Origin of the sequence: Streptomyces sp. NPDC018031 (genome assembly GCF_044327625.1) — a bacterium.
Lineage (GTDB): Bacteria > Actinomycetota > Actinomycetes > Streptomycetales > Streptomycetaceae > Streptomyces.
Genome location: NZ_JBIRFT010000018.1, coordinates 88993 through 113255 on the forward strand (window position 1 = coordinate 88993; position 24263 = coordinate 113255).

Consider the following 24263-nt stretch of genomic DNA (forward strand, 5'->3'; position numbering starts at 1 on the left):
GTGGTCCGGCCCTCCGCCGTGCTCGTCCCGCCCGCTCCCGGTACGGGTCAGAAGGTGTGCCCGGCGTCGACCGGCATGCAGGCGCCCTTGTCGTCACCGTTGAGCAGGTCGGCGGTCTTCGGGGTCTTGCCGTCCTCCTCGTCCTTCCCGTCGCCGTTCGCCTTCGGGTAGACGGAGCCGTCGCGCCAGTCGGAGCCGATCACCAGCGTCACCTGGGTGACCGTGGCGGAGTGCTTGACCGCGCTCTTCGGCAGGCCGAGCTTCTTGGCCACCGCCAGCGCGTCCCCGTGCAGCTTCTCGTTCGGGTAGGTGACGGTGGTGTCCGCCTGCGACTTGGGCGTCGCGTCGGCCTCCGCCCTGGCGTAGCCGCCCTGCACCAGCAGGTCGGCGACGACCGCCGCGCGCTGCGGGACCGGGCCCAGCGTGGTGGTCCTGGTGCCGTTCTGCACGGTGACCGGAAGCTCGTTGACCGCCATCGACGGCTTCGGGGCCGGCTTCTTCTTCGGCTTCTTCTTGTCCTTGCCGTCCAGCGCGACGTCGTTGCGGACCAGCGAGAACAGCTTCTCGGCGTCCTCCGGGTCCGGGATCACGTGCGCCCTGGGGTCCAGCGGGTCGGGGACCCACGGCATCGTCGTCATGGTGATCCGCTTGGTCGGCACCCGCTTGAGGTCGTTCCCCAGGTCGTACAGCTTCTTCACGGTGCCCAGGCCGTGGTCGACGGTGAGCGCGTTGGTGGCGGCCTCCGCCAGGTCCATCAGCTTGCCGGGGTCGGACAGCTTGGCGTTCTTCTTCAGCTGCCGGACCATCGAGTTCATGTACATGTGCTGGGCCTTGGCCCGGGCGATGTCGCTCTGGCCCTCGAACCCGTGCCGGGTCCGCAGCCACTGGAGTGCCTGCTCGCCCTTGACGTAGGTCTCGCCCTCCTCCAGTCGCAGGCCGGAGGACTTGTCGTAGACGTTGTCCCGGACACACACCGGGACACCGCCGACGGCGTCGGCCATGTCCACCACACCGGAGAACTCGATCTTCATGAAGTGGTCGATCGGGATGCCGGTGAGCTCCTCCCAGGTGGCCACCGTGCACCCCGGACCGCCGTGCTGCATGCTGGCGTTGATGATCTTCTTCTCGGTCTCCGGGAAGGTCTCGTCGGTGTCCTCGTCGTAGCACTCCGGGATCTTCACCCGGGTGTCGCGCGGGATGCTGATCACCGACATGTTGCTGCGGTCGGCCGAGACGTGCAGCAGCATCTGCACATCGGCGCGCGGCTTCTCACCGACCGTGTCGCGGGCGCCGCCGAGCTTCAGGTTCTCCTTGGAGTTCCGGCTGTCCGAGCCCAGCAGCAGGATGTTCAGCGGCGTCTGGCCGTCCGCGTTCGGCGCCGCCTTGTCGAGCCGGTTCTTGCCGAGGTTGAGGTCGTCCTTGCGCAGGTTGTTGTTGAGGTGCTGGTAGTACAGGTAGCCGGCGCCGGCCGCACCGAGGATGAGCACCGCGAGGCCCAGCGCGGACCACTTGAGTATTCGCACGCCCTTGCCGCGCTTCTTGCGCGGGGCGCGCCGCCGCCGGCGTCCGCCGTCCCGCGGGCCCGGCGCGGCCGCCGGCCCGGAGCCGGACCCGGCACCATCACCGGCACCGGACGCGCCCGCGGCCGGGGACCTCGCGGGGTCGCCGGCCGGGTCCGGCGAGGTGCCACCGGCCGGGCCCGCCGCGTCCTGGCCCTCGTACAGGCTGTCGTCCCAGCCGAGTTCGCCGGCTTCGGGCGCCCGTCGGCGGCGGCCCTCCCCCCGCACACTTCTCTCCTGCCCCATCGGGCCTCCCCGTCGTCAGGCGGTGCCTCCGGCCCGATGGGCGGGCGTGCTCCGGTCCGTCGTCGTCTCACCGCGGCGACATGGCGCCGCGGTCCTTGCTGGCGTTGCTGCTGGGGCCGGCCCGGCCGGCGTCCATGATGGTACGGGCGTTACCCGGCGCAGAGGTTCTTGTCGTCGGCCCCGACCCGCTGAAGGTCCTTGGGAGCCTTCTTCGGGGCGGCGATGGGCGTACCCGCGCCCTTGAAGTCGGCACCCAGCACGAGCGTCATCTCGGCCATCGGCTCGGCGTCCGCCTTGCCGGGCTTGAGGGCCGAGCCCGGCAGCCCCATGCTGGCGGCCAGCCGGCGGGCCTGATCGGCCTGGTTGGGGGCGTACTCGAGCGTCGTCTTCTGCTGCTCTGCCGGGGCGTTCCCACCGTTGCCGGAGCGGATCATGCCTTCGGTGTTCTGCATCCACTCGACCGTGTCCTGGGCGGCGCCGAACCGGCCGCTACCGTTCAGTACTCTGACTCGGACGTCGGCCGGGTCGGCCTTGGTTCCCTTGAGCCGGGCGTCCGCCGCGGCCTTGGCGGCCTTCTCCTTCTTCTTCACCTCGGTCAGCGACACGTCGTCACGGACCATCGCGAACAGCGGCTCGGCCTTCGCCTTGTCCAGCAGCACGGTGGCGCCGTCGGTGTTGTCGACGACCGGGACGGTGGCGAAGGTGACGTGCTTGAGGTCGACCTTGCTCATGTTGGTCGCCAGGTCCTTGAGCTTGCCGACACTGCCTATGCCGTCGTCCACGGTGAGCGCCTTGGTCGCGGCGTTCGACAGTTTCCACAGCTTCTTCGGGCTGGTCAGGGTCCCGCCCGACTTCATCTTCCGCATCATCGAGCCGAGGAACTGCTGCTGGAGCTTGATCCGGTCCAGGTCGCTCTCGAAGCCCACGCTGTGCCGGGTGCGGACGAAGGCCAGCGCGTCCTCGCCCGAGATGGTGTGCCGCCCCTCGCTCAGCTTCAGGTGGGACTTGGGGTCGTCTATGTCGTGGGCCAGGCAGACCTCGACCCCGCCGACCGCGGACGAGAGCGTCTTGACCGCGTTGAAGTCGGCCATCATGAAGTGGTGCACGTCCAGACCGGTGAGCTTCTCCACCGTCTTCCAGGTGCACCCGGGGTCGCGCCCGTTCTGCCCGAGGCTGGTGTTGAACCGGACCCCCTGCTCGCCGGGGATCACCTTCTCCGAGCCGTCCTCCTGGACGGTGGGGCAGTTCGGGATGTCGGTGATCATGTCGCGCGGGATGCTCAGCGCGGTGGCGTTGGAGCGGTCCTCGGAGACGTGGAACAGGATGGTGGTGTCGGCGTGACCGACGCTGCCCTCGTCGCCGTACCCCTCGTTGCCCTTGCCGTCGCGCTTGTCGGTGCCGATGACGAGGATGTTCATCGGGCCGTCGATCACCGCGGCGTTGTCCTCACCGGGCACCCGGACCTTGGTGATGTTGCCGTTGAGGTGCTGGTAGATCAGGTAGGCCGCGACCGAGGTGCCCAGCAGCAGGAACGCCAGCGTGCCGCCGCCCCAGTACAGGGCCTTCTTCGCCTTGGACTTCTTCGGCTTCTTCTTGCGGCGGCTCACCGGGCCGGAGGATTTGTCGGGTTCGTCGGAACCACCCTGTTTGCCCGGGGAGTTCTTTCCGGCCGCCCGGCGGCGACCGCCGCGCGACTCCGGGGCGGGGCGCTGCTCGGGGACCGGGCGCCTGCGGCGGCCACCGGATCTACCGGGCACCGGACCGTCGGAGGTGGGCGCCGGATCTCCGGCAGGGTCCAGTCGCAGCTCATAGCTGCCGGTGTTCGGGTCGAACACCCACTGATCGGCGGGGTCGATGCCGTCGCCCTGCCCACGGCCTTGCGCGTCCACGGTCGCCTGTGTCCTCCGTCGGTGCCACGCGGCGCCTCCCCCTCAAGGCGCTCGGTAAATCAACTGTTCAGTGCGCGGCGAGCTGGTCGAGCGCGCCGGGATCGCTCACACTATCCGCCCAGTTCAGCGTCAAGCGACGCCGGTGACAAATTCCACTCCCATACAACTGGGCAATCTGCCCAATCCTTTCGAGATCGCTTCGAGATCCCGTCGACATCGATTGCCGTTCCTCATGTACGTCTCCGTCCCTCTCATCCACATATTCCGTGAGGGGTTGTGGCGAGTGTCTCCAGCGACGAGTGCTCGGGGCCCGGCTCTTGTGGTGACTTCGGGGACTTCCGGGGCGCGGGCGCCCCGGCGGTCCGCGGCGCCTCCGGTGACCGTGCGGTCCGTGCCGACCCCGGGGTTTCCGGTGTCCCCGGTGTCCCCGGCGTCCCCGGCGTCTTCGGTGATGAAGACGGTGAGTCGGGGCCGAGGGTTTCACCGTCCTCCCCGCCGGTCGCCGGGGACACCTCCAGGTCCAGCCGCAGCTGCCGGAAGAGGCGGTCCGCATCGGGCTGTACCAGCTCGTCCCGGTTGGGGTTGAGCGCATACGGCTGGCGCGGCACCGTCATGAACCGGATCCGGTCCTCCGGGACGTCACGGATGTCCTGGGTCAGCGAGTACAGCTTCCGCAGCGAACCGAGTCCCGGGTCGGTGGTCAGCGACGAGGTCGCCGCGTCGAGCACCGGATACAGACGGGTCGGGTTGAACAGGACCCCGTTGCTCCGCACCTTCTTCAGCAGCGACCCCAGGAACTCCTGCTGCCGCGCCATCCGGGAGGTGTCGCTCCCGTCGCCCATGCTGTAGCGGGCCCGGACGTACCCCAGTGCGTCCTCCCCGTCCAGCGTCTGCCGGCCGGCCGGCAGCCGCAGATGGGCCTCCGCGTCGTCGACCGGCTCGTCCAGGCAGACCTCGACGCCGTCCACCGCGTCCACCATCCGCTTGAAGCCGCTGAAGTCGACGATCATGTGGTGGTCGATCCGGATGCCGGTGAGCTTCTCCACCGTCCGGATGGTGCACGCCGCGCCCCCGAACTGGTACGCCCAGTTGAACTGCGCCTGCTGCGCCTTGCCCTCGGTGCCGGTCGTCGAGCGGCAGGCCGGGATGTCCACCATCAGGTCGCGCGGGATGCTCACCGCGGTCGCGCTCTCCCGGTCCGCCGCCAGGTGCAGCAGGATCGTGGTGTCCGAACGCTGGGTGCCCGAGTCCTGGCCGTACTTGCCGTTGCCCGTGCCGCCGCGCGAGTCGGAGCCGATGAGGAGGATGTTCCGGGCGTCGCGCACCACCGATACCGGACGCTCCGCCTCGTGCTTCGCGAGCTCCTTCGCGGTCGCCACGTCGGTCCGTATGTTGGCGTCCAGACGCTGGTACAGCCACCAGCCGGTGCCCGCGGTGGCCAGCACCAGCAGCGCCGCCGCCAGTGCCAGCAGGCGCAGCCGGCGACGCCTGCGCTTCGGGCGCGGGCCGGGGGTGGCGGCGTCGGCAGGTGAGGCGTCGGTGTCGGCGGTGTCGGTGTCGGCGGTGGCGGTGGTCGCGGCGTCGGCCGGTTCGGGGTCGGCGGGCGCGGCGGCCCGTTCCGCGGCGGTGGCGTCTGCCGGTTCGGTGGTGGCGTCGGTCGCCTCGGGGGTGCCGGGTGCGGCGGTGGCGGGGTCGGCGGGGCCTGCCTGGCTCTCCGGGTCGTCCGCGCCGTCGCCGGTGTCCGCGGCGTCGCTGTCGCCGTCGTCCGGGGCGCCGGTTCCGCGCCCGCCGCCGGGGCGGGCGGCCCGGGTGGCCCCGGTGTCCGGTCCGCCGGCCCCGGTGCCGGCGGTCGCGCCGGGGCCATCGGCGGCGCCGGAGCCGTCACGTGTCACGTCGGGGTCCCCTTCGCCGGTCACGTCCGGATCCTCCTCGACCATCAGGACCGGCCCCACGGGCGGTTCCGTCCGCAGACGCCTCCTGGGGCGTCGATTACAGGACCAGACAGACGAACCTCCCGCATGGTTGTACGGGTTCGGATCATCTGTACGGATGGTGGAGCGAGGGTCGGATCCGGCGGGGGAGCGGCCCGGGAGCGGTGTCACCACCGGCTCCCGGCCCGTCACCGGCGGCGCTCAGAGGGCGACGGCGGTGACCCGCTCGCTCTCCCGGCGCTTGTCGAGCCCTTCGGTGTCCAGCCGTTCCACATGGCGGCAGAGCACCACCGAGCCGCCGCCGGCCAGCGGAGCGAACAGCCCGGCGGACACGCCCTCCCAGCTGTCGTACGGCAGGCCGGACAGCAGCCGGGAGCCGGGGCCGAGTCCGCGCCGCTCGGCGTCGGCCCGCGCGCGGTCCACGAGCTGCGCCCCGGTCAGTTCCACGCCGCCGACCGCGAGCGCGGGCGCGTCCGGGTCCACCGGCGCATACGGGGTGAACCGGTCGCCCTGGCCGGGTACCTCCACCGCGTAGTCGGTGAAGCCCGGAGGCGGCTGCGGGAACCGTCCGCCGAGCGGACGCAGGGCCAGCGCCATCCGCTCACCCGGGCAGGTGAGCGCCTCCTGGAGGGTGTCCGGCCCGCTGACCACGAGGTCGGCCGCCGCCGGGTCCCCGCCGAGGTCGGCGACGACGCCGGTCGAGGAACAGGCCAGCAGCCAGACCGCGGTCTGCCAGTGCGCGGGCAGCAGCAGGGCCAGCCGGTCGCCCGGTTCGGCGGCCAGGTCTCCCTGGAGCAGGTTGGCGGTCTTCGCCACCCAATTGGCGAGGGTGGCCACGGAGAGTTCGACGCGCTCGCCGGTGGCGTCGTCGTAGAAGGTGACAAGCGGACGGCCCGGGTCCGCGGTGAGCGCGGATCGCAGCAGGTCGGCAGGGGTGCGGTCGGTGGCGTTCATCGCCGCCAGGGTACGCGCCGGGTGCCTGCCGCCGGGCCGGTCGCGGGGGCCGCCGGACCGGCGTCGGCGACGCGTCCGAAGTGTCCGAGAATGGACAGAAGTGTGACGATGTGTTCACCATTCACTACATGCGTGCATTCCTGGCATCCTCCATCGGCGTGGTCTGTGCGACCGCTCTCGCCCTCCCGCTCACGGCGCATGCTTCACCGGCCGAGGCCCCCGCCCCGGTCTCCGCCCGACCACCCGCCGACCTGTCCGGCAGTACCCAGTCGCTGCCGATGACCGCGGTCGGCGGCGGAACGCTGCGCCGGCAGTCCGCGCCCGGCCCGGAACGGGGCGTCGCCGCACGCGACGTACGGCCCTTCTCGCTCGTGGGAGTGGTGTGGGACGACCCCGCGACCCACTTCCACGGCCGGGTACAGGTCCGCACCCGCGCCGCCGGCACCGGGGCCTGGTCCGCCTGGCGGGACCTGCAGACCCACAGCGACGCCCCTGACGCCGGATCATCCGAACGCCGGACCGGCCGGGTCCGCGGCGGCACCGCCCCGCTGTGGGTGGGTGCCTCCGACGGCGTGCAGGCGCGGGTACGGACCGGGGCGGGCGCCACCGCGCCGCTCCCCACCGGGCTCCGCCTGGAACTGGTCGACCCCGGACCGCCGCCCACCGGCCGGGCGCTGACCCCCGGCCCGCCGGGCACCGGCCCGACCGACCCCTCGCCGCCGGAGACCGACCCCGACGACTCCGTCTTCCCGGACATCGGTTTCCCCGAGATCGAACTCCCCTCCTCCGTCGAGACGCCCGGCCCCGAACCCGCCGCCCTGGAGCCGGCGGTGCTGGAGGAGGAAGCCGTGCTGCCCGGCGCCGCGCCCCACGCCGCGCCCCGGCCGCGCATCTACACCCGGGCCGGCTGGGGCGCCGACGAAGGGCTGCGCGAAAGCAAATTCAGCTACACCAGAACCGTCAAGGCCGCGTTCGTCCACCACAGCGCCACCGGCAACGACTACACCTGCGCCCAGGTCCCCTCGGTACTGCGGGCCATCTACCGCTACCACGTCAAGAGCAGCGGCTGGCGCGACTTCGGCTACAACTTCGCCGTCGACAAGTGCGGCAACATCTACGAGGGCCGGGCCGGCGGGGTCGCCCGAGCGGTCATGGGCGCCCACACCCTGGGCTTCAACACCAACACCATGGGCGTCGTCGTCCTCGGCAGCTACGGCTCCTCGTCCCCCTCCAAGGCCGCCACGAGAGGACTGGCGCAGCTCACGGCCTGGAAACTGGGCCTGTTCGGCCGCAACCCGAAGGCCACCACCACCCTGGTGTCGGCGGGCAGCAACAAGTACCGCAAGGGCGCCAAGGTCAGGCTCAAGGTGATCTCCGGGCACCGGGACGGCTTCGTCACCAGCTGCCCCGGCGACCGTCTCTACAGCAAACTCGGCACCGTCCGGGCGACCGCCGCCCGGCTCCAGGGCCGCTGACCGAGGCCGGCCGGGCGGCTGCATACACTGACGCGGGCGCGGCGCCCGGCCGGCGGCGGCATCACCAGCAGTACGAAAGCACCAGCAGGAAGCAGAGACGACACGTGGCATTCCCGTCGAACCCGCCGGAAGCGATCCTGCTGGTCGGTGGCAAGGGCACCCGGCTGCGCCCGCTCACGGTGCGCACCCCCAAGCCGATGGTCCCCGCGGCCGGGGTCCCGTTCCTCACCCACCAACTGGCCCGCGCCCGGGCCGCCGGCATCGAGCACATAGTGCTGGCCACCTCCTACCTCGCCGAGGTCTTCGAGCCGTACTTCGGTGACGGCTCCGCCTTCGGTCTCCACCTGGAGTACGTCACGGAGGAGGAGCCCCTCGGTACGGGCGGGGCCATCCGCAACGTCGCCTCCCGGCTGCACTCCGGCCCGCACGACCCGGTCCTGGTGTTCAACGGCGACATCCTCACCGGCCTCGACATCCGCGCCCTGGTCGACACCCACCGCACCAGCGGCGCCGACGTCTCCCTGCACCTGACGCGGGTCACCGACCCGCGTGCCTTCGGGCTGGTGCCGACCGACGGGACCGGGCGGGTGACGGCCTTCCTGGAGAAGCCGCAGACCCCCGAAGAGATCGTCACCGACCAGATCAACGCCGGGGCGTACGTCTTCGACCGGGCGCTGATCGACACCATCCCGGCCGGGCGGCCGGTCTCGGTGGAGCGCGAGACCTTCCCCGGCCTGCTGGCGGCCGGCGCGCACCTGCAGGGGATGGTGGACTCCACGTACTGGCTCGACCTCGGCACCCCGCAGGCGTTCGTCCGCGGCTCCGCCGACCTGGTGCTGGGCCGGGCCCCGTCGCCCGCGGTGCCCGGGCGCCGCGGTGACCGCCTGGTACTGGCCGGCGCGCAGGTCGCCCCGGACGCCAAGATCACCGGCGGCACGGTCATCGGGGCGGGGGCCCGGATCGGGGCCGGCGCCCGGATCGACGGCAGCGCGGTGCTGGACGGCGCGGTCGTGGAGGACGGCGCGCGGCTCCACGACACCCTGGTCGGGGCGGGGGCGCGGATCGGCGCCCGGACGGTGCTGGAGGGCGTGGTCGTCGGCGACGGCGCGCTGGTCGGCGCGGACAACGAGCTGCGGGACGGGGCTCGGGTGTGGTGCGACGCGGACATTCCGGCGGGGGCGGTGCGGTTCTCCTCGGACGTGTGACCGCGGCGACGGCGCGACTCCGCTGGTGGTGTGACCACCGAGGCCGACAGAAGCCGTCACCCATCGCGCCGGCGACGCCACGCGAACCCACCAGCCGGCGGGCGACGGCACGCGAACCCCCGCGACCAGCGACGGCACGCGAACCCACCGGCCGGAGGGCGACGCCACGCAAACCCACCAGCCGGACGGCGACGCCACACGAACCCACCGTCGGCACCGCCGGGGGCGACGCCACGCGAACCCACCGTCGGCACCGCCGGGGGCGACGCCACGCGAACCCACCGTCGGCACCGCCGGGGGCGACAGCTCGCGAACGCACAGGCCGTGGGGGACAGCTCGCGGACCCACCGGCCGGAGGGCGACGGGCCGCAGGGACGGGGCGGCCCTGGACGCTTTCGTATATTTGTGGCGTAATCACGCAGATTCGTACGTCGCCGGGCAACTCGCCGTAAATATACGGTCCAGGGCTCCCCGATCCCGGAGGCCCGGCGCCCGCCCCCACAGACACACCACCAGCGGAACCCCGGTGCGGGTCCGCCTGGCGTCGACCGTCCGGGGTGTGCGGGTGTCACATGGCGCGGAAGTCGCGCACCGAGAAGCGGGGGGCGCGGCGGGGCGGGACCCGGCCGGAGAGCAGCACCAGCCGCGCCGCCCGGTGCCGCTGACCCGCGTACGGCGCGAGCAGTTCCAGCATGGTCGCGTCGTCCGCGCCGCGCTGCCCGGTCAGGGCGTAGCCGACGATGCGGGGCAGGTGCAGGTCCCCGACGGTGATCGCGTCCGGGCAGCCGTTGCTGCGCTGCAGGGTCTCGGCGGCGGTCCACGGGCCGATCCCCGGGATCGCCTGCAGCCGCGTCGAGGCCGCCGCGAGCTCCATGGCCGCGGCCTCCTCCAGCCGCCGGGCGGCGCGGGCCGCCCGGACGATGGTCGCCGAGCGTTTGGCGTCGACCCCGGCCCGGTGCCACTCCCAGGACGGGACCAGCGCCCAGCCGCGGGCGTCGGGCATCACCCGGAGCCGGTCGTTCGGCCCGGGGGCGGGCTCGCCGAAGCGTTGCAGCAGCAGCCGCCAGCCGCGGTACGCCTCGTCGCTGGTGACCTTCTGTTCCAGGATCGAGGGGATCAGCGACTCCAGCACCAGCCGGGTACGGGCCAGCCGCAGGCCCGGGTTCCGGCGGTGCGCCTCGTGCACCAGGCGGTGGCGCGGTGCGAAGACGGAGACGTCGTCGTCGGCGCCGAGCAGGGTGGGCAGACCGTCCAGCAGCCAGCTGCCGCCCGGTCCCCAGGCTTCGGCGACGACCTCTCCGCCGCTGCGCGCGATGCGTAGCGTGCCGGGCCCGGCCGGTGTCCGGCTGGCGCGCCACACCGAGCCGTCCGCCTCCACCCGGAACGCCGGGTCGCCCGGGCCCCGGCGCAGCGGCCCCAGGGTCAGTCCCAGGTCCAGCGGGCCTTCCGGGGTCCACCGCCGCCCCCGCTCCGGGGCGGGGGCGGGGCGGGCGCCGGGCACGGCGACCCGGCCGCCGCGTACGGCGGTGCGGGTGACCGGTCTGTTCTCCACGGAGCCTTCCTGCCCTGGTGCGTCGGTTACGAGGGTAAACCGCAGGGCGGGCGGCTAGCGCACGGTGAGGAAGGCGTCGGCGACCCGGGCCGGGCGGGGCCTGGCGGGTGCCGCCGGGTGGCCGACGGCCACCGCGCCCATCGGGTCCCAGTCGCCGGGCAGCTCCAGTACCTCGCGCACCACGTCCCGGCAGAACATCGTCGACGAGACCCAGGCCGACCCCAGACCCTCGCCCGCGAGCGCGACCAGCAGGTTCTGTACCCCGGCGCCGGCGGCCACGACGAACATCTCCCGTTCGGCCGCCGCGCGCCGCTCGTCCGGGTAGGTGTGCGCCCCGTCGGCGACCAGGCACGGCACCACCAGATAGGGGGCGTTGCGCAGGACGTCCCCGCGCCGTACCCGCTTGGCGATGCTCTGCTCGCCGAACCCGTCCCGCCGCAGGTCGGCGATCCACGCGTCCCGCATCGCGTCGAGCAGCCGCAGGCGTGCGTCCGGGGTCTCCAGCAGGACGAACCGCCAGGGGGTGGTGTGGTGCGGGGCGGGCGCGGTCACCGCGGCCGCGACGGCGCGCCGTACCGCACCGCCGTCCACCGGTTCCCCGGTGAACTCGCGCACCGTGCGGCGGAGCGTGACGGCCTCGCGTACCGCCTCCGAGGTCCCCAGCCGGAACATGTCGGACGCCGGGTCGCGGATCAGCGCCCGGGCTCCCTCGGCGGTGTCGCCGGGCGCCGTCCGCTCCGCCACCACATGGGGCAGGCCGCGTACCACCGCGACCGGCAGACCCTCGGCCTTGCCCTTGACCAGGTCGCCGGCGGCGGCGAGTTCGTCAGCGGTGGCCACCACGGTGGCGTTGAGCGGGTTGCCGTGCGCGTCGGTGCCGCCGCGCAGGTCGTCCAGCACCCGTACCCCGGCGGCGCCGATGGCGACATCGGTCAGCCCGGCGCGCCAGGGGCGCCCGAAGGTGTCGGTGAGGACGACGCCGACCGTCACCCCGAGCGTGTCGCGCAGCCCGTCCCGGATCCGGCGCGCGGACGCGTCGGGGTCCTCGGGGAGCAGCAGGATGGTGCCGGCCGGGGTGTTGGAGGCGTCGACCCCGGCGGCGGCCATCACGAATCCGTGGCGGGACTCCACGATGCGGAGGGTTCCCCGGCGGGCCACCACCCGGGCCGTCTCGGCGTCGATGGCGGCCTCCCGGTCGTCGCCGGGGACGCTCCGCCCCTCGGCCTTGCTGACGATCTTGGAGGTGACGAGGAGCACATCGCCGTCGGCGAGGCCGGGCAGCCCCTCGGCGGTCGCGGCGTCGGCGATCAGCTTGGCGAGGTTGTCGCCGGGGCGCACCTCGGGCAGGCCGGGCAGCGCCCACACCCGGTAGGAGGGGGCCGGGCCGGTGCCGGGGGCGCTCATCCCCGCACCTCCTCGGCGAGGGCGAGCGCGTCGGCGGCCATCCGGGCGGTGGCCGCCGGGTCGGTCATCATCAGCGGCACGGCGCGGCAGCGGATCCCGGCCCGTTCCACTTCCTCGACCGCTCCGGCGTCCACGGTGTCCACCAGCCAGCCGTCCAGCAGGCCGGAACCGTAGTGCCGGGCCACCGCGGCGGCGGTGGACTCCACGCCCACGGCCGCGAGCACCTTGTCCGCCATGCCGCGGACCGGGGCGTCGCCGACGATCGGGGACAGCCCGATCACCGGCACGCCCGCCTCCGCGACGGCCTCCCGGATGCCGGGCACGGCCAGGATGGTGCCGATGCTGACGACCGGGTTGGACGGCGGGAAGAGGATGAGGTCGGCTTCGGCGATGGCCTCCAGGACGCCGGGCGCCGGCTTGGCCTGGTCGGCGCCGACCGGGATGATCGCGTGCGCGGGTACCCCGGCGCGCAGCCGCACCCAGTACTCCTGGAAGTGCACGGCCTTCCGGGCCGGTGTGCCGTCGGGGCCCTCGCCGGAGGCGTCGGGGTCGTCGACGAGTACATGGGTCTCGACCCGGTCGTCGGACATCGGCAGCAGCCGGACGCCCGGCTGCCAGCGGGCGCACAGCGCCTCGGTGACGGCGCTCAGCGGGTAGCCGGCGGCGATCATCTGGGTGCGGACGATGTGGGTGGCGAAGTCGCGGTCGCCCAGCCCGAACCAGTCGGGCCCCACACCGTAGGCCGCCAGCTCCTCCTTGACCGAGAAGGACTCGTCGGCACGCCCCCATCCCTGTTCCTCGTGGATGCCGCCGCCGAGCGTGTACATCACGGTGTCGAGGTCCGGACAGACCTTGAGCCCGAAGAGGTGGATGTCGTCGCCGGTGTTCCCGATGACGGTGATGTCGGCGTCCGGGGCCGCCGAGAGGAGACCGCGAAGGAAACGGGCGCCACCGATACCGCCCGCGAGAACCACAATGCGCATGAGGCGATTGTGTCAGCCGGTCGCGGGGGCCGGCCGATGACGGGGGGTCAGCCGAGCGCCGACCGGGCCGCGGCCCGCTCCTGCGTGGGGTGCATCGGCATGTCGGTCAGGCCGGGGTAGTAGATGTGCAGGCTGACGGCCGGTTCCAGGGCGTCGTTGGCGATGTCGTGGACGTAGCCGGGGGCGAAGACCCGCTGGGTGCCGGCGGTCAGCGTGTGCCGGACGGCCCGCGCGCCGGTGCCGGCGCGTTCGGTGAGCCGGCCCTGCAGCACGGTGAGGACGCCGGAGGACGCGCCGTGGTCGTGCGCCCCGGTGCCCTGGCCGGGCACCCAGCTCAGCAGCCAGACCTCGTAGCCGGGGCCGGTGCGCAGCCGGTGGTACCAGCGGGTGGTGGCGTCGTACCGGACCAGCGGGGCCCAGCTGTCGCGGTCCTCCGCGATCCGGCGGGCCAGGCCGGCGAAGGCGGCGACGGTGGACGGGTGGGCCGGGACGGGCGGCAGCAGGTGCGGGACGGCGAGCGGGTCGCCTGCGATCTGGACGTCGCTGTTCATGTGAGGGGTTCCTCGGCTGGCAATGCAGCGAAAGCTGGAAGCGGAAGATCAGAGGATCGGGCACTCAGAAGCTGGAGCTCGGGGGCATCAACAGCTGGAACAGCGACAGCGAGCCTGCACAGCGCAGCGGAACCCGTGGGTACGGGCCGGCTGGGGCATGTGGGTCACTGGCATGCGGTCAAGGAGAGCGGGTTCGGGGAGCGTCTGTCAACTCGGCGCCCGGTTTGAGGCCAATGTTTCACCTCATCCGGTTACCAGGGTCGCAGAAAGGTTTGTGCAACGAAGAATGGGGAGAGGTGGCGCACAACCGGCGGCCGGCCGCAACGCGGCTGGTCCCAGCGGCGTCTTCAAGCCATGCGGGGGCGCTGCGGAGGCAGCCCGGGGCGGTGTCTGATTTAGGTATATTTGAACACTTTCCGCGCTTCCTTGGTTCCGCAGAGTGAATAAGGGGCTCAATAGCAGATCTCGGCTTGACTGGCCTGGATCGGCACACTTGTAATTTCACTCGTGTCGTTCGACGGGCAACCTTCCTGCTGCGGCACGGGGACGTAAAAACAGACGAGGGGCGCACATGACCGAGTTGTTCCAGCAACTGCTGGTCGAAGAGGCGGATGAAGAGCTCGGTTGGCAGGAGCGCGCACTGTGCGCCCAGACCGATCCCGAGTCGTTCTTCCCGGAAAAAGGTGGATCTACGCGTGAGGCGAAAAAAGTCTGCCTCGCCTGTGAGGTCCGTTCCGAATGCCTCGAGTACGCCCTCGCCAACGACGAACGGTTCGGCATCTGGGGCGGCCTGTCGGAGCGTGAGCGCCGCCGCCTGAAGAAGGCCGCGGTCTGAGGCCCTGGTCCGACCCGGTCCGGCCCGCCCGCGCGACCGGGACATCCGTACAGCTCGCCGCACACCGCACGGTCCGCCTCCCGCGCCCATCGCGCAGGGAGGCGGACCGCTGTTGTGCTCAGCCGTTAGTGTGGGGTCCCCCTGGCCTGGCCCAGGGCCCGAAGCGGCGCGCCGGCGGTCCCCGCCGGACCGCGCGCGTCCACGCAGTCCAGCACCGCAGTCTCCCGGGGGCTCCGGCCACACAGCGGCTCCGCCGCGGGCCCCCGCACCCCCGTCGGAGGGCCCGTACCTCGATGTCCGTGCACAACCAACCGGCAGCCCGCTACCCGGCAGACGCCGCGGCCGTCCCCGAGCGGACGCCCGAGTTCCCCCGGCACGTCGTCACCGCAGTGCTCGTCGCCCACGACGGAGCCCGCTGGCTGCCCGACGCCCTGGCCGGACTGGTCGGCCAGGAACGCCCGGTGCAGAACATCGTCGCCGCCGACACCGGCAGCGCCGACGACTCCGCACAACTGCTCGCCGACGCCCTCGGCCCCGAGCGGGTCCTCCACCTCGCGCGCCGGGCCGGCTTCGGCACCGCCGTCGACGAGGCGGTCCGCACCGCCCCGGTGCTCGGCCCCGACCAGCTGCCCTACCTCAAGCGGCCCAGCGCCTGGGACCCGGCCACCCGCACCTGGCGCGACGACGCCTACGACCAGCCCGAACTCCCGCACGGCGAACCCGTCCAGTGGCTGTGGCTGCTCCACGACGACTGCGCCCCCGCCCCGGACGCCCTCGCCGAACTGCTCCGGGTCGCCGACGGCAGCCCCCACACCGCGATCGTCGGGCCCAAACTGCGCAGCTGGTACGACCGCCGCCAGCTCCTCGAAGTGGGCGTCAGCATCGCCCGCAGCGGCCGCCGTTGGACCGGCCTGGAGCGCCGCGAGCAGGACCAGGGTCAGCACGACCAGGTCCGCCCGGTACTCGCCGTCTCCACCGCCGGCATGCTCGTCCGCCGCGACGTCTACGAAGCCCTCGGCGGCTTCGACCCCCGCCTGCCGCTGATGCGCGACGACATCGACCTGTGCTGGCGCGCCCAGGCCGCCGGCCACCAGGTGCTGGTCGCCCCCGACGCGGTACTGCGGCACGCCGAGGCGTCCGCCCGCGAACGGCGCCCCATCGACTGCGTGGGCCGCTCCGCCTCCCGGCCGGCCGCGGACGGCTCCGCGGCCAAGCGGTTCGCCTCCCACGGCACCTCCCCGCACCGGGTCGACAAGGCCGGCGCCGTCTACACCCTGCTCGTCAACACCCGCGGCGCCCTGCTGCCCTACGTCCTGCTGCGGCTGGTCCTCAGCACCCTGCTGCGCACCGTCGCCTACCTGGTCGGCAAGGTGCCCCGGCAGGCCCTCGACGAACTCGCCGGCCTCTTCGGCACCCTGCTGCGGCCGGAGAAGATCCTCGCCGCCCGGCGGCAGCGCGGGAAGTCGCTCATCGACGCCGCCGAACTCCGCCCCCTCTTCCCGCCGCCCGGCGCGACCGTCCGGGCCACCGTGGAGCAGATCGCCGGCAACATCGGCGGCCGGTCCGAACCCGAACTCTCCGCCGGCGGACGGCACGGGGCGGTCGAATCCGGCCCCGGCGACGACGACGCGGACTTCCTGCAGATCGAGCAGTTCGCCCGGCTCAAGCGGATCGCCCGCAAGCCCGGGCCGATGCTCTTCGCCGTCCTGCTGCTGGTCTCCTTCATCGCCTGCCGCGACCTGATCGGCGGCGGATCGCTGGCCGGCGGCGCCCTGCTGCCGACCCCCTCGGACCTGTGGGACCTGTGGGCCCGCTACACCGACGGCTGGCACCCGGTCGGCACCGGCGGCACCGAGCCCGCACCGCCCTACCTGGCGGTGTTCGCCGGACTCAGCACCGTGCTCCTCGGCAGCACCGGCTTCACCCTCACCCTGCTGCTCGTCTGCTCGGTGCCGCTGGCCGGCATCACCGCCTACTTCGCCTCCCGGCCGCTGGTCGAGTCCCGGCTGCTGCGCGCCTGGGGCAGCGTCGCCTACGCCTTCCTGCCCGCCGCCACCGGCGCCCTCGCCGGCGGCCGGATCGGCACCGCCGCCCTCGCCGTCCTGCTGCCGCTGATGGCCCGCGCCGCCGTCGCGGCCGGCGGCTTCACCGGCTCCGCCGCACAGGCCCGGCCCAGCTGGCGCGCGGCCTGGGCGTACGCGCTGCTGCTCACCTTCACCATGGCCTTCACCCCCGTGGTGTGGCCGCTCGCGCTCGCCCTGGGCCTCGGTGTCCTGGCGTTCCACTTCTCCCGGACCCGCACCGCGCACCTGGCCGCCCACGGACTGCGGCTGCTCGCCGTGCTGGCCACCCCGCTGCTGATCCTGGCCCCCTGGTCGCTTCCGCTGCTGGTCCACCCCGGCCGCTTCCTGGACGAGGCCGGGCTCAGCGACGGCTACGGAGCCGCCTCCGCACTCGACCTGCTCGCCCTCAGCCCCGGCGGGCCCAAGGGCGGCGGCTCGCTCCTCCTGCTCGGTTTCGTGCTGGCCGCCCTGGGCGCGCTGCTCCGCGGCGAACGGCAGCTCGCGGTCCGCACCGCCTGGGTGGTGGCGCTCACCGGCCTGCTGTTCGCGGCGGTCAGCAACCGCTCCGGCTGGGCCGGCCCGGCGACCCTGGTCTACGGGCTGGCGCTGCTGAGCGCCGCCGTGGTCGGAGCCGAAGGCGCCCGGGAACGCGTCGCCGCCCAGAGCTTCGGCTGGCGGCAGCCCGCCGCGCTGCTGGTGGCCGCGGCCTCCGCCGCCGCCCCGCTGCTCGCCGCCCTCAGCTGGATGGCGGGCGGGGCCGACGGCCCGGTGGAGCGGCGCGACCCGGTGCAGGTCCCCGCGTTCGTGGCCGCCGAGGCCGGCAACCGCGACCAGGCCCGCACCCTGGTCCTGGACGGTGACCGGACCGAGGTCGACTACGTCCTGGTACGCGGTGCCGGCGCCCGGCTCGGCGACGCCGAACTCGCCGTCCAGGCAGGCAGCGACCCGCGTCTGGACAAGGTCGTCGCCAACCTGGTCGCGGGCTCCGGCGCCGACCACACCCGCCAGCTCAGCGGCTACGCCGTGCGCTACGTCCTGGTGCGGCCGGGCGCGCCCCGGCAACTGGTCAAGGTGCTGGAGACCACCCCCGGGCTGACCCGGCTCAGCCAGGAGGACGGCACCACCCTGCTCCGCCTGGACCAGCGGGTCTCCCGGGTCTCCGTGGTGCCCGGCCCGGCCGGCGACCGGTCCGCGGCCGGCGCCGGTGACCGGGACGCTCCCGTCCCGGTCGCCTCCGGCCCGGTCGAGTCGCACACCGAGATCCCCGACGGCCCGGCCGGACGCGTCCTGCGCATCGCGGACAAGGCCGCGCCCGGCTGGCAGGCGACGCTGGACGGCAAGCCGCTCAAGTCCACCGAGGTGGACGGCTGGGCGCAGGGCTTCGAACTGCCCGCGGGCGGGGGACGGCTGGACCTCACCTACGAGACGCCGCTCGCCCGCACCGCCTGGGTGTGGGCCCAGGGGCTGCTCGCGGTGGTGCTGCTGGTGCTCGCGCTGCCCGGCCGTCGCCGGGACGTCGACGACGATCTGCCGGAGACGGAGGTCGCGGCAGCCGCCGCGGCCGCCGCGGCGGCGATGGAGGGCGACGGCCGGCGAGCCCGCCGGCTGCGCGCCGCGGCCGAGGCGGCGGGCCAGGCCGACCAGGCCGGGCGGGCTCCGGCGGCACCGGGCGCCCCGGCACCGGGCATCCCCGGACCGCGCTCGGGCGCGGCCCCGGCCGGCCTCCGCACCGGTGCCGGCGCGGGCGCGGCCCCCGGCTCCGGGACGGCTCCCGGCACCGGTACGCCGGGCGCCCCGGGCGGCGCCGCGGACCTGACCGGCAGCGCGGCGCCGGGCGGCTTCCCGGCCCCCGGGACCGGGGCGGGCATCCCGGGCGACCCCACCGGGGGAGCCGTGCCGGCCCCGCCGGTCACCGCCCCCCGGACCCCGTCGGGCGGACCGGCCGTACCGCCGGTGCCACCCGCTCCGCCCGCCGCCCCGGCCCCGTACGCCGCGGGTCCGGCCGGTGCAGGGCACGCCACCGGCCCGGACGCCGGCGGCGCGCCGGCCGGCGGTCCCCACCAGGCCCCGGACGGATCCGGGCAGCCCTACGGCGACTGGCAGGCCCAGCCCTATCCGCCCGCCGGTCACGGCGGCTATCCCGGCGGGCCGTACCAGGCCGCGACCCCGCCGGCCGACGGCGGCTACGCCGCGGACGGCGGCCCGGGGGCGCAGCAGCAGTCCCCGGTGGGCCACGACGGCGGCCCGTATGCGCCCGGCCCCTACGGGAACGGCGGCGGATCCGCCGACGGCGGGTACGGCACCGGCGGGTACGGCACTGATGGGTACGCCGGCAGCGGGTACGCCGGCGGCTACGGCTACGGCGACGGTGGGTACGGCGACGGTGGGTACGGCGGCGACGCCTACCCGGCCGCCGGCTACCCGGTGGAACAGCCGTACCAGCAGGCAGCGCCCTACCCCGCCGCCGGCGGATACCCGCCCCACCACCCGGACGGCGGCCACCCGGCGCCCGGAGACACCCCCTACGACGGCGGCGACGGCGAGCCGCACCGCGACGGGAGCGACCAGCAGCGATGAACCGCACCACCATGTCCCTGATCGCCACCGTCGTGGCGCTCGCCGCGGTCACCGGCGTCGCCACCCTGACCGATCCCGCAGGCTCCTCCGACGGGCCCGCCGCGGCGGCCGTCCGCCTCCCGGTGGACCGGTCGACCGTGCTCTGCCCGGCCCCGAGCTCCTCCGACCTCGCCGAGACCACCTACACCGCCTACACCCCGGAGGGCACGGACGGGCCGGACGGCCCGGGCGCCGGGGGGAAGGGCGCCGCGGCGGCGGCCAAGGAGAAGGACGGCACCGCCGAACTGCTGCCCGCCGCCTCCGCGGCGGCCGAGGACGGAACCACCGGCGAGGAGGACGACGCCGGGGAGGACCGGGAGGCGTCCGCGGCGGACGAACCGGTCGCGCCGCTGAAGAAGCCCGGCACCCCGGTCACCGCCACCACCGACGACTCGGAGGCCCCCGCGCTGATCGGCGAGGCCGGCGGCCGACTGGCCCCCGGCTGGAGCGTCCAGCAGACCACCACCGTCGACGCGGGCGTAGGCCGCGGACTGCTCGGCAGCTCGTGTGCCGCGCCCGACACCGACTTCTGGTTCCCGGCCGTCAGCACCGCCAGCGACCGCCAGGACTACATCCACCTCACCAACCCCGACAGCCGCTCGGCCGTGGTCGACCTGGAGATGTTCGGCGCGGAGGGCGAGGTGGGGGACGAGGACGGCGAGGCGATCAAGGTGCCCGGCCGGTCCACCGTCCCGGTACTGCTCTCCACCCTGACCGAGCAGCCGGAGATCAACGTGACCCTGCACGTCACGGTCCGCTCCGGCCGGGTCGGGGCAGCCGTGCAGGCGTCCGACACCAACCTCGGCGGCGACTGGCTGCCCGCCTCCGCCGCCCCCGCGCCGAGCCTGGTGTTCCCCGGCATCCCCAAGGACGCCACGGCGGTGCGCCTGGTCGCCTACGCACCCGGCGAGGACGCCGACCTCCGAGTCCGGCTGGCCGGCCCGACCGGCTCCATCACCCCGGCCGGAAACGCCTCACTGCACGTCAAGGGCCGGATGACGGCGGCGCTGGACCTCGGTGACATCACCAAGGGCGAGCCCGGTTCGCTGGTGCTCACCCCGGAGAGCCCGGCGAGCGGCAAGCCGGTGGTGGCCGCGCTGCGGGTCACCCGCGGCAAGGGGGACAAGCAGGAGACCGCGTTCATCCCCGCCACCTCGGCCATCGACGAGCGCGGCACCGTGGCGGACAACCGGGCCAAGGGCAGCACGCTCTCCCTGGTCGCCCCGGAAGGGACCGCGAAGGTGCGCGTCACCGCCTCGGCCACCACCGAGGGCGGCGCCGCGGTGCGGAAGACCTACACCGTCAAGGGCGGGACGACGATGGCGGTGGACGGTCTGCGGCCGGCCGGCGACAAGGGCACGTACGGGCTGAGCGTGGAACACCTCTCCGGCGGGCCGGTGCACGCCGCCCGGATCCTCGCCCTGCCGCGGGACGGCGTCCCGATGTTCACCGTGCAGACGCTCCCGGACGACGGCGGCACGGTCGAGGTCCCGGAGGCCGAACAGGACCTGTCGCTGCTCAACCACTGACCGCGCCGGGCCCCGCGCGCATCGCGCTACCGCGGGGCGGGGCCCGCCGCGGCCCGGTCACTGCTGCCCGCAGCGCGGGTCGACGGTCTGCGGGGGAGGCGGGTCACTCCTGTCCGTAGCGCGGGTCGACCGACTCCGGGGCGAGGCGGGTCACTCCTGTCCGCAGCGCGGGTCGACGGTCTGCGAGGGGAGGCCGGTCACTCCTGTCCGTAGCGCGGGTCGACCGACTCCGGGGCGAGCCCGAGCAGTTCGGCGACCTGCTCCACGACCACCTCGTGGATGAGCGACGCCCGCTCGTCACGGCTCTTGGAACGGATCTCCACCGGGCGCCGGTAGACCACGATGCGGTCCCGGCCGTCCCCGTGGCCGGCGACGTACCGGCCCAGCGGCACCGATTCGCCGTCCCAGGGCGGCCCGCCGTCCGGCCCTGATCCGTCATGGCCGAAAACCGGCACCTCCAGAACCGTGAACTCCACCGAGGACAGCTGCGGCCAGCGCCGCTCCAGCCGCTCCGCCGAGTCGTGCACCAGGTCCAGGAAGGACTCAGCGCGACTGACCGAGAGCGGCACCTGTGGGGGAGCGAGGGGCCCGCGCATACCGCGGCCGTGCCGGTCGCGGCGGCGCGGACGCGGGTCGGACGGAGGGGGTGGCGGTACGGACCTGGTCATCACTGACGAGAGTAGCCGTCGAGGGCCGCCGGGCAGGCGCCTTCGGTGAGCGCAAGCCGGTCACCGCATCAACATTCCGGCCATCGGTGGGTGTGAATACGGCCGTCTCCAGAAAGGCCGATCTTGCTCTACCCACCCGCCGCCGCGGTGTGCGGTGCGCGGGCCGGCATGTCCGGTCATCCCGGTCGGACAGGATGCGATGCAGGTCAGAAGGTGTGTTCGCGTATCGGACGGGACGGGCGAACCGGGACGACACGGTGGAGTGAGCTGAGGGAGAGTCGTCGCGGCCCGCTCAAGAGTGCGGTACCGTCCAACGTCGTGAGCCCTGTACGTCGCTGTTCGCGCACCGCGTGCGGCCGCCCCGCCGTCGCGACGCTGACGTACGTCTACGCGGATTCGACCGCCGTTCTCGGACCGCTCGCCACCTATGCCGAGCCGCACTGCTACGACCTGTGTTCGGAGCACTCCGAGCGGCTGACCGCGCCGCGCGGCTGGGAGGTCGTGCGCCTCGCCGTCGACGCCGGACCGGCGCGGCCCACCGGTGACGATCTGGAAGCCCTGGCCAACGCCGTACGCGAGGCCGCCCGCCCGCAGGAGCGCGCGGCCGGTGCGGGCGGTGGCGCGGGCCCCGGAGCCGACGGCCGGGAGGCCGACGCCCGGGGTGTCGCCCGCCGCGGCCACCTGCGCGTACTCCGCTCGCCCGACTCCTCCTGACGGCCCCTCGCCCTCCACGGGTGCCCCGGCCACCGTGCCCCCGGGCCGCCGATGCCGTTCTCCTGACCCGTCCCGCGTGGACTCCCCGGCCCGTCCCGCGTGGACTCCCTGGCCCGTCCCGCGCGGACGTGGCGTGGCGCACGCCCGGCGGATCATTCCCGATCATGTCCGGCGGGTAGGTTTGAGGTCCCGTAGAGACCTCCAGAAGGGGTTGGCCGTGCCCGACTTGTCGCAGATCGTGAAGGCGTACGACGTACGCGGAGTGGTCCCGGACCAGTGGGACGAGTCACTCGCCGAACTGTTCGGCGCCGCCTTCGCCCGGGTCACGGGCGCGGCGGCGATCGTCGTCGGCCACGACATGCGCCCCTCCTCGCCCGGCCTGTCGGGCGCCTTCGCCCGCGGCGCGGCGACGCTCGGGGTCGACGTCACCGAGATCGGCCTGTGCTCCACCGACCAGCTGTACTTCGCCAGCGGGCAGCTCGGCCTGCCCGGCGCGATGTTCACCGCCAGCCACAACCCGGCCCAGTACAACGGCATCAAGATGTGCCGGGCCGGCGCCGCCCCGGTCGGCCAGGACACCGGCCTGGCCGAGATCCGGACCCTGGTGGAGGAGTGGTCCGCCACCGGCGCCCCCGCCCCCGCCCCGACCCCCGGCACCGTCAGCCGGCGGGACGTCCTCACCGACTACGCCGCGCACCTGCGGTCCCTGGTGGACCTGACCGCCATCCGGCCGCTGAAGGTGGTGGTGGACGCGGGCAACGGCATGGGCGGACACACCGTCCCCACGGTCTTCGAGGGCCTGCCGCTGGACCTGGTACCGATGTACTTCGAGCTCGACGGCACCTTCCCCAACCACGAGGCCAACCCGCTCGACCCGAAGAACATCGTCGATCTCCAGGCACGCGTCCGGGAGACCGGCGCCGACATCGGCCTCGCCTTCGACGGCGACGCCGACCGCTGCTTCGTCGTCGACGAGCGCGGCGAGCCCGTCTCCCCGTCCGCCATCACCGCACTGGTCGCCGCCCGCGAGCTGGCCAAGCACCCCGGCGGCACGGTCATCCACAACTGCATCACCTCCTGGTCGGTCCCGGAGGTCGTCAAGGAGAACGACGGCACCCCGGTCCGCACCCGGGTGGGCCACTCCTTCATCAAGGCGGAGATGGCCCGCACCGGCGCGATCTTCGGCGGCGAGCACTCCGCGCACTACTACTTCCGCGACTTCTGGAACGCCGACACCGGCATGCTGGCCGCCCTCCACGTGCTCGCCGCGCTCGGCGGCCAGCAGGGCCCCCTGTCGGAGCTGGTCGCCGCGTACGACCGGTACGCCGCCTCCGGCGAGATCAACAGCACCGTCGCCGACCAGGCGGGACGCGCGGCCGCGGTGCGGGCCGCCTTCGCCGACCGGGACGACACCGAGCTCGACGAACTCGACGGACTGACCGTCACCACCCCCGACTGGTGGTTCAACCTCCGCCCCTCCAACACCGAGCCGCTGCTCCGCCTCAACGTGGAGGCCCGCGACGCGGAGACGGTCGCCCGGGTCCGGGACGAGGTCCTGGCCATCGTCCGCGCCTAGCCCCGCCCACACCGGCACGGCCACGACGAGCCGGAGCGCCGGGCCCGGCCCACCGCGGGCCCGGTGCTCCGCGGCTTGCGTTCTGCCGGATGCTCCGCGGCCCGCGTTCTGCCCGGTACTCCGGAGCCGGTGATTCTGCCGGGTGCTCCGGGGCCTCCGTTCTCCTTGATGTCCTCGGGCCGGCGCCGCGATTCCGGGGGCGGGGCGCCTGCCTCGGTTCCGGGGACGGGCGCCTGCCTCGGGTCCGGGGGCCGGGCTGGGAACGTGCCCGGGGGCGAGCGCGCCGGCACCCATCCCACCCTGAGCGCGTTCTGCGGCTGCGGGAGCCGGGCCGGGCAGGACACGCGTCGGCGTCGGGCGCGATCGGCCTCGGGCGCCAACGGCACCACCTCGCCCTGAGCGCGTCACGCGACTGCGGGGATCGGCCAGGACACCCTTCGGCGTCGGCCCGCCCGGCACCACCCACCGAAGCCGGGAACGCCTCGCACCCTCGGCCCCTGGCGCGTCCGCTCC

16 protein-coding genes are annotated in these 24263 nt (G+C 74.0%); 7 read left to right on the forward strand and 9 right to left on the reverse strand.

Features of this window, described 5'->3' with window-relative positions:
• Nucleotides 1-47: 47 nt before the first annotated feature.
• The 4 genes from ACH4B3_RS29075 to ACH4B3_RS29090 form a co-directional block, all read right to left on the reverse strand.
• Nucleotides 48-1805: an LCP family protein gene (locus ACH4B3_RS29075; RefSeq protein WP_398467764.1), complete on the reverse strand. Its 1758-nt coding sequence runs from the start codon at nucleotides 1803-1805 to the stop codon at nucleotides 48-50.
• 149 nt (nucleotides 1806-1954) lie between these two features.
• Nucleotides 1955-3694 carry an LCP family protein gene (locus tag ACH4B3_RS29080; RefSeq protein ID WP_398467765.1) on the reverse strand — a complete coding sequence of 580 codons (1740 nt, stop codon included), beginning with the start codon at nucleotides 3692-3694 and terminating at the stop codon, nucleotides 1955-1957.
• A 251-nt stretch (nucleotides 3695-3945) separates the two neighbouring features.
• Nucleotides 3946-5631 carry an LCP family protein gene (locus ACH4B3_RS29085; RefSeq protein WP_398467817.1) on the reverse strand — a complete coding sequence of 562 codons (1686 nt, stop codon included), beginning with the start codon at nucleotides 5629-5631 and terminating at the stop codon, nucleotides 3946-3948.
• A 195-nt stretch (nucleotides 5632-5826) separates the two neighbouring features.
• Nucleotides 5827-6579 (reverse strand): TIGR03089 family protein, encoded by a 753-nt coding sequence (locus ACH4B3_RS29090; protein ID WP_398467767.1) that lies wholly within the window; start codon nucleotides 6577-6579, stop codon nucleotides 5827-5829.
• Nucleotides 6580-6707: 128 nt separating this feature from the next.
• Between ACH4B3_RS29090 and ACH4B3_RS29095 the strand changes: the two genes are divergently transcribed.
• Nucleotides 6708-8054 (forward strand): N-acetylmuramoyl-L-alanine amidase, encoded by a 1347-nt coding sequence (locus ACH4B3_RS29095; RefSeq protein WP_398467769.1) that lies wholly within the window; start codon nucleotides 6708-6710, stop codon nucleotides 8052-8054.
• A 104-nt stretch (nucleotides 8055-8158) separates the two neighbouring features.
• On the forward strand, nucleotides 8159-9259 hold the full coding sequence (locus ACH4B3_RS29100) for a sugar phosphate nucleotidyltransferase (protein WP_398467771.1): 1101 nt from the start codon (nucleotides 8159-8161) through the stop codon (nucleotides 9257-9259).
• 568 nt (nucleotides 9260-9827) lie between these two features.
• Here ACH4B3_RS29100 and ACH4B3_RS29105 read toward each other — a convergent pair.
• The 4 genes from ACH4B3_RS29105 to ACH4B3_RS29120 all read right to left on the reverse strand — a co-directional run bounded on the left by ACH4B3_RS29105 (nucleotide 9828) and on the right by ACH4B3_RS29120 (nucleotide 13749).
• Nucleotides 9828-10760 carry a DNA-3-methyladenine glycosylase family protein gene (locus tag ACH4B3_RS29105; RefSeq protein WP_398467819.1) on the reverse strand — a complete coding sequence of 311 codons (933 nt, stop codon included), beginning with the start codon at nucleotides 10758-10760 and terminating at the stop codon, nucleotides 9828-9830.
• A gap of 105 nt (nucleotides 10761-10865) precedes the next feature.
• The gene (locus ACH4B3_RS29110) at nucleotides 10866-12215 is read right to left on the reverse strand and encodes a coenzyme F420-0:L-glutamate ligase (RefSeq protein ID WP_398467773.1); all 1350 of its coding nucleotides are present in this window, start codon (nucleotides 12213-12215) and stop codon (nucleotides 10866-10868) included.
• Nucleotides 12212-13198, reverse strand: a complete 987-nt coding sequence (gene cofD, locus ACH4B3_RS29115; protein ID WP_398467775.1) for a 2-phospho-L-lactate transferase — start codon at nucleotides 13196-13198, stop codon at nucleotides 12212-12214. Before cofD ends, ACH4B3_RS29110 begins: the two co-directional genes overlap by 4 nt.
• A gap of 47 nt (nucleotides 13199-13245) precedes the next feature.
• A complete protein-coding gene (locus ACH4B3_RS29120) occupies nucleotides 13246-13749 on the reverse strand; it encodes a cysteine dioxygenase (protein ID WP_398467777.1) in 504 nt (167 codons plus the stop codon).
• A gap of 571 nt (nucleotides 13750-14320) precedes the next feature.
• On the opposite strand from ACH4B3_RS29120, the gene ACH4B3_RS29125 reads away from it, so the two are divergent.
• From ACH4B3_RS29125 to ACH4B3_RS29135, 3 genes are all read left to right on the forward strand, one after another.
• Entirely contained in the window at nucleotides 14321-14584 is a 264-nt protein-coding gene (locus ACH4B3_RS29125) for a WhiB family transcriptional regulator (RefSeq protein WP_004952403.1), read from the forward strand.
• Between the two features lie 293 nt (nucleotides 14585-14877).
• Nucleotides 14878-19224: a glycosyltransferase gene (locus ACH4B3_RS29130; protein WP_398467779.1), complete on the forward strand. Its 4347-nt coding sequence runs from the start codon at nucleotides 14878-14880 to the stop codon at nucleotides 19222-19224.
• Entirely contained in the window at nucleotides 19221-20792 is a 1572-nt protein-coding gene (locus ACH4B3_RS29135; protein ID WP_398467781.1) for a DUF5719 family protein, read from the forward strand. The genes ACH4B3_RS29130 and ACH4B3_RS29135 overlap by 4 nt, the downstream gene beginning before the upstream one ends.
• A 197-nt stretch (nucleotides 20793-20989) precedes the next feature.
• Here ACH4B3_RS29135 and ACH4B3_RS29140 read toward each other — a convergent pair whose 3' ends face one another.
• Nucleotides 20990-21460, reverse strand: coding sequence for a metallopeptidase family protein (locus ACH4B3_RS29140; protein WP_398467783.1), 471 nt, complete (start codon nucleotides 21458-21460; stop codon nucleotides 20990-20992).
• A gap of 267 nt (nucleotides 21461-21727) precedes the next feature.
• On the opposite strand from ACH4B3_RS29140, the gene ACH4B3_RS29145 reads away from it, so the two are divergent.
• Nucleotides 21728-22174 (forward strand): DUF3499 domain-containing protein, encoded by a 447-nt coding sequence (locus tag ACH4B3_RS29145; protein WP_398467821.1) that lies wholly within the window; start codon nucleotides 21728-21730, stop codon nucleotides 22172-22174.
• A gap of 217 nt (nucleotides 22175-22391) precedes the next feature.
• Nucleotides 22392-23750: a phosphomannomutase/phosphoglucomutase gene (locus ACH4B3_RS29150; RefSeq protein ID WP_398467784.1), complete on the forward strand. Its 1359-nt coding sequence runs from the start codon at nucleotides 22392-22394 to the stop codon at nucleotides 23748-23750.
• Nucleotides 23751-24263 lie beyond the last annotated feature (513 nt).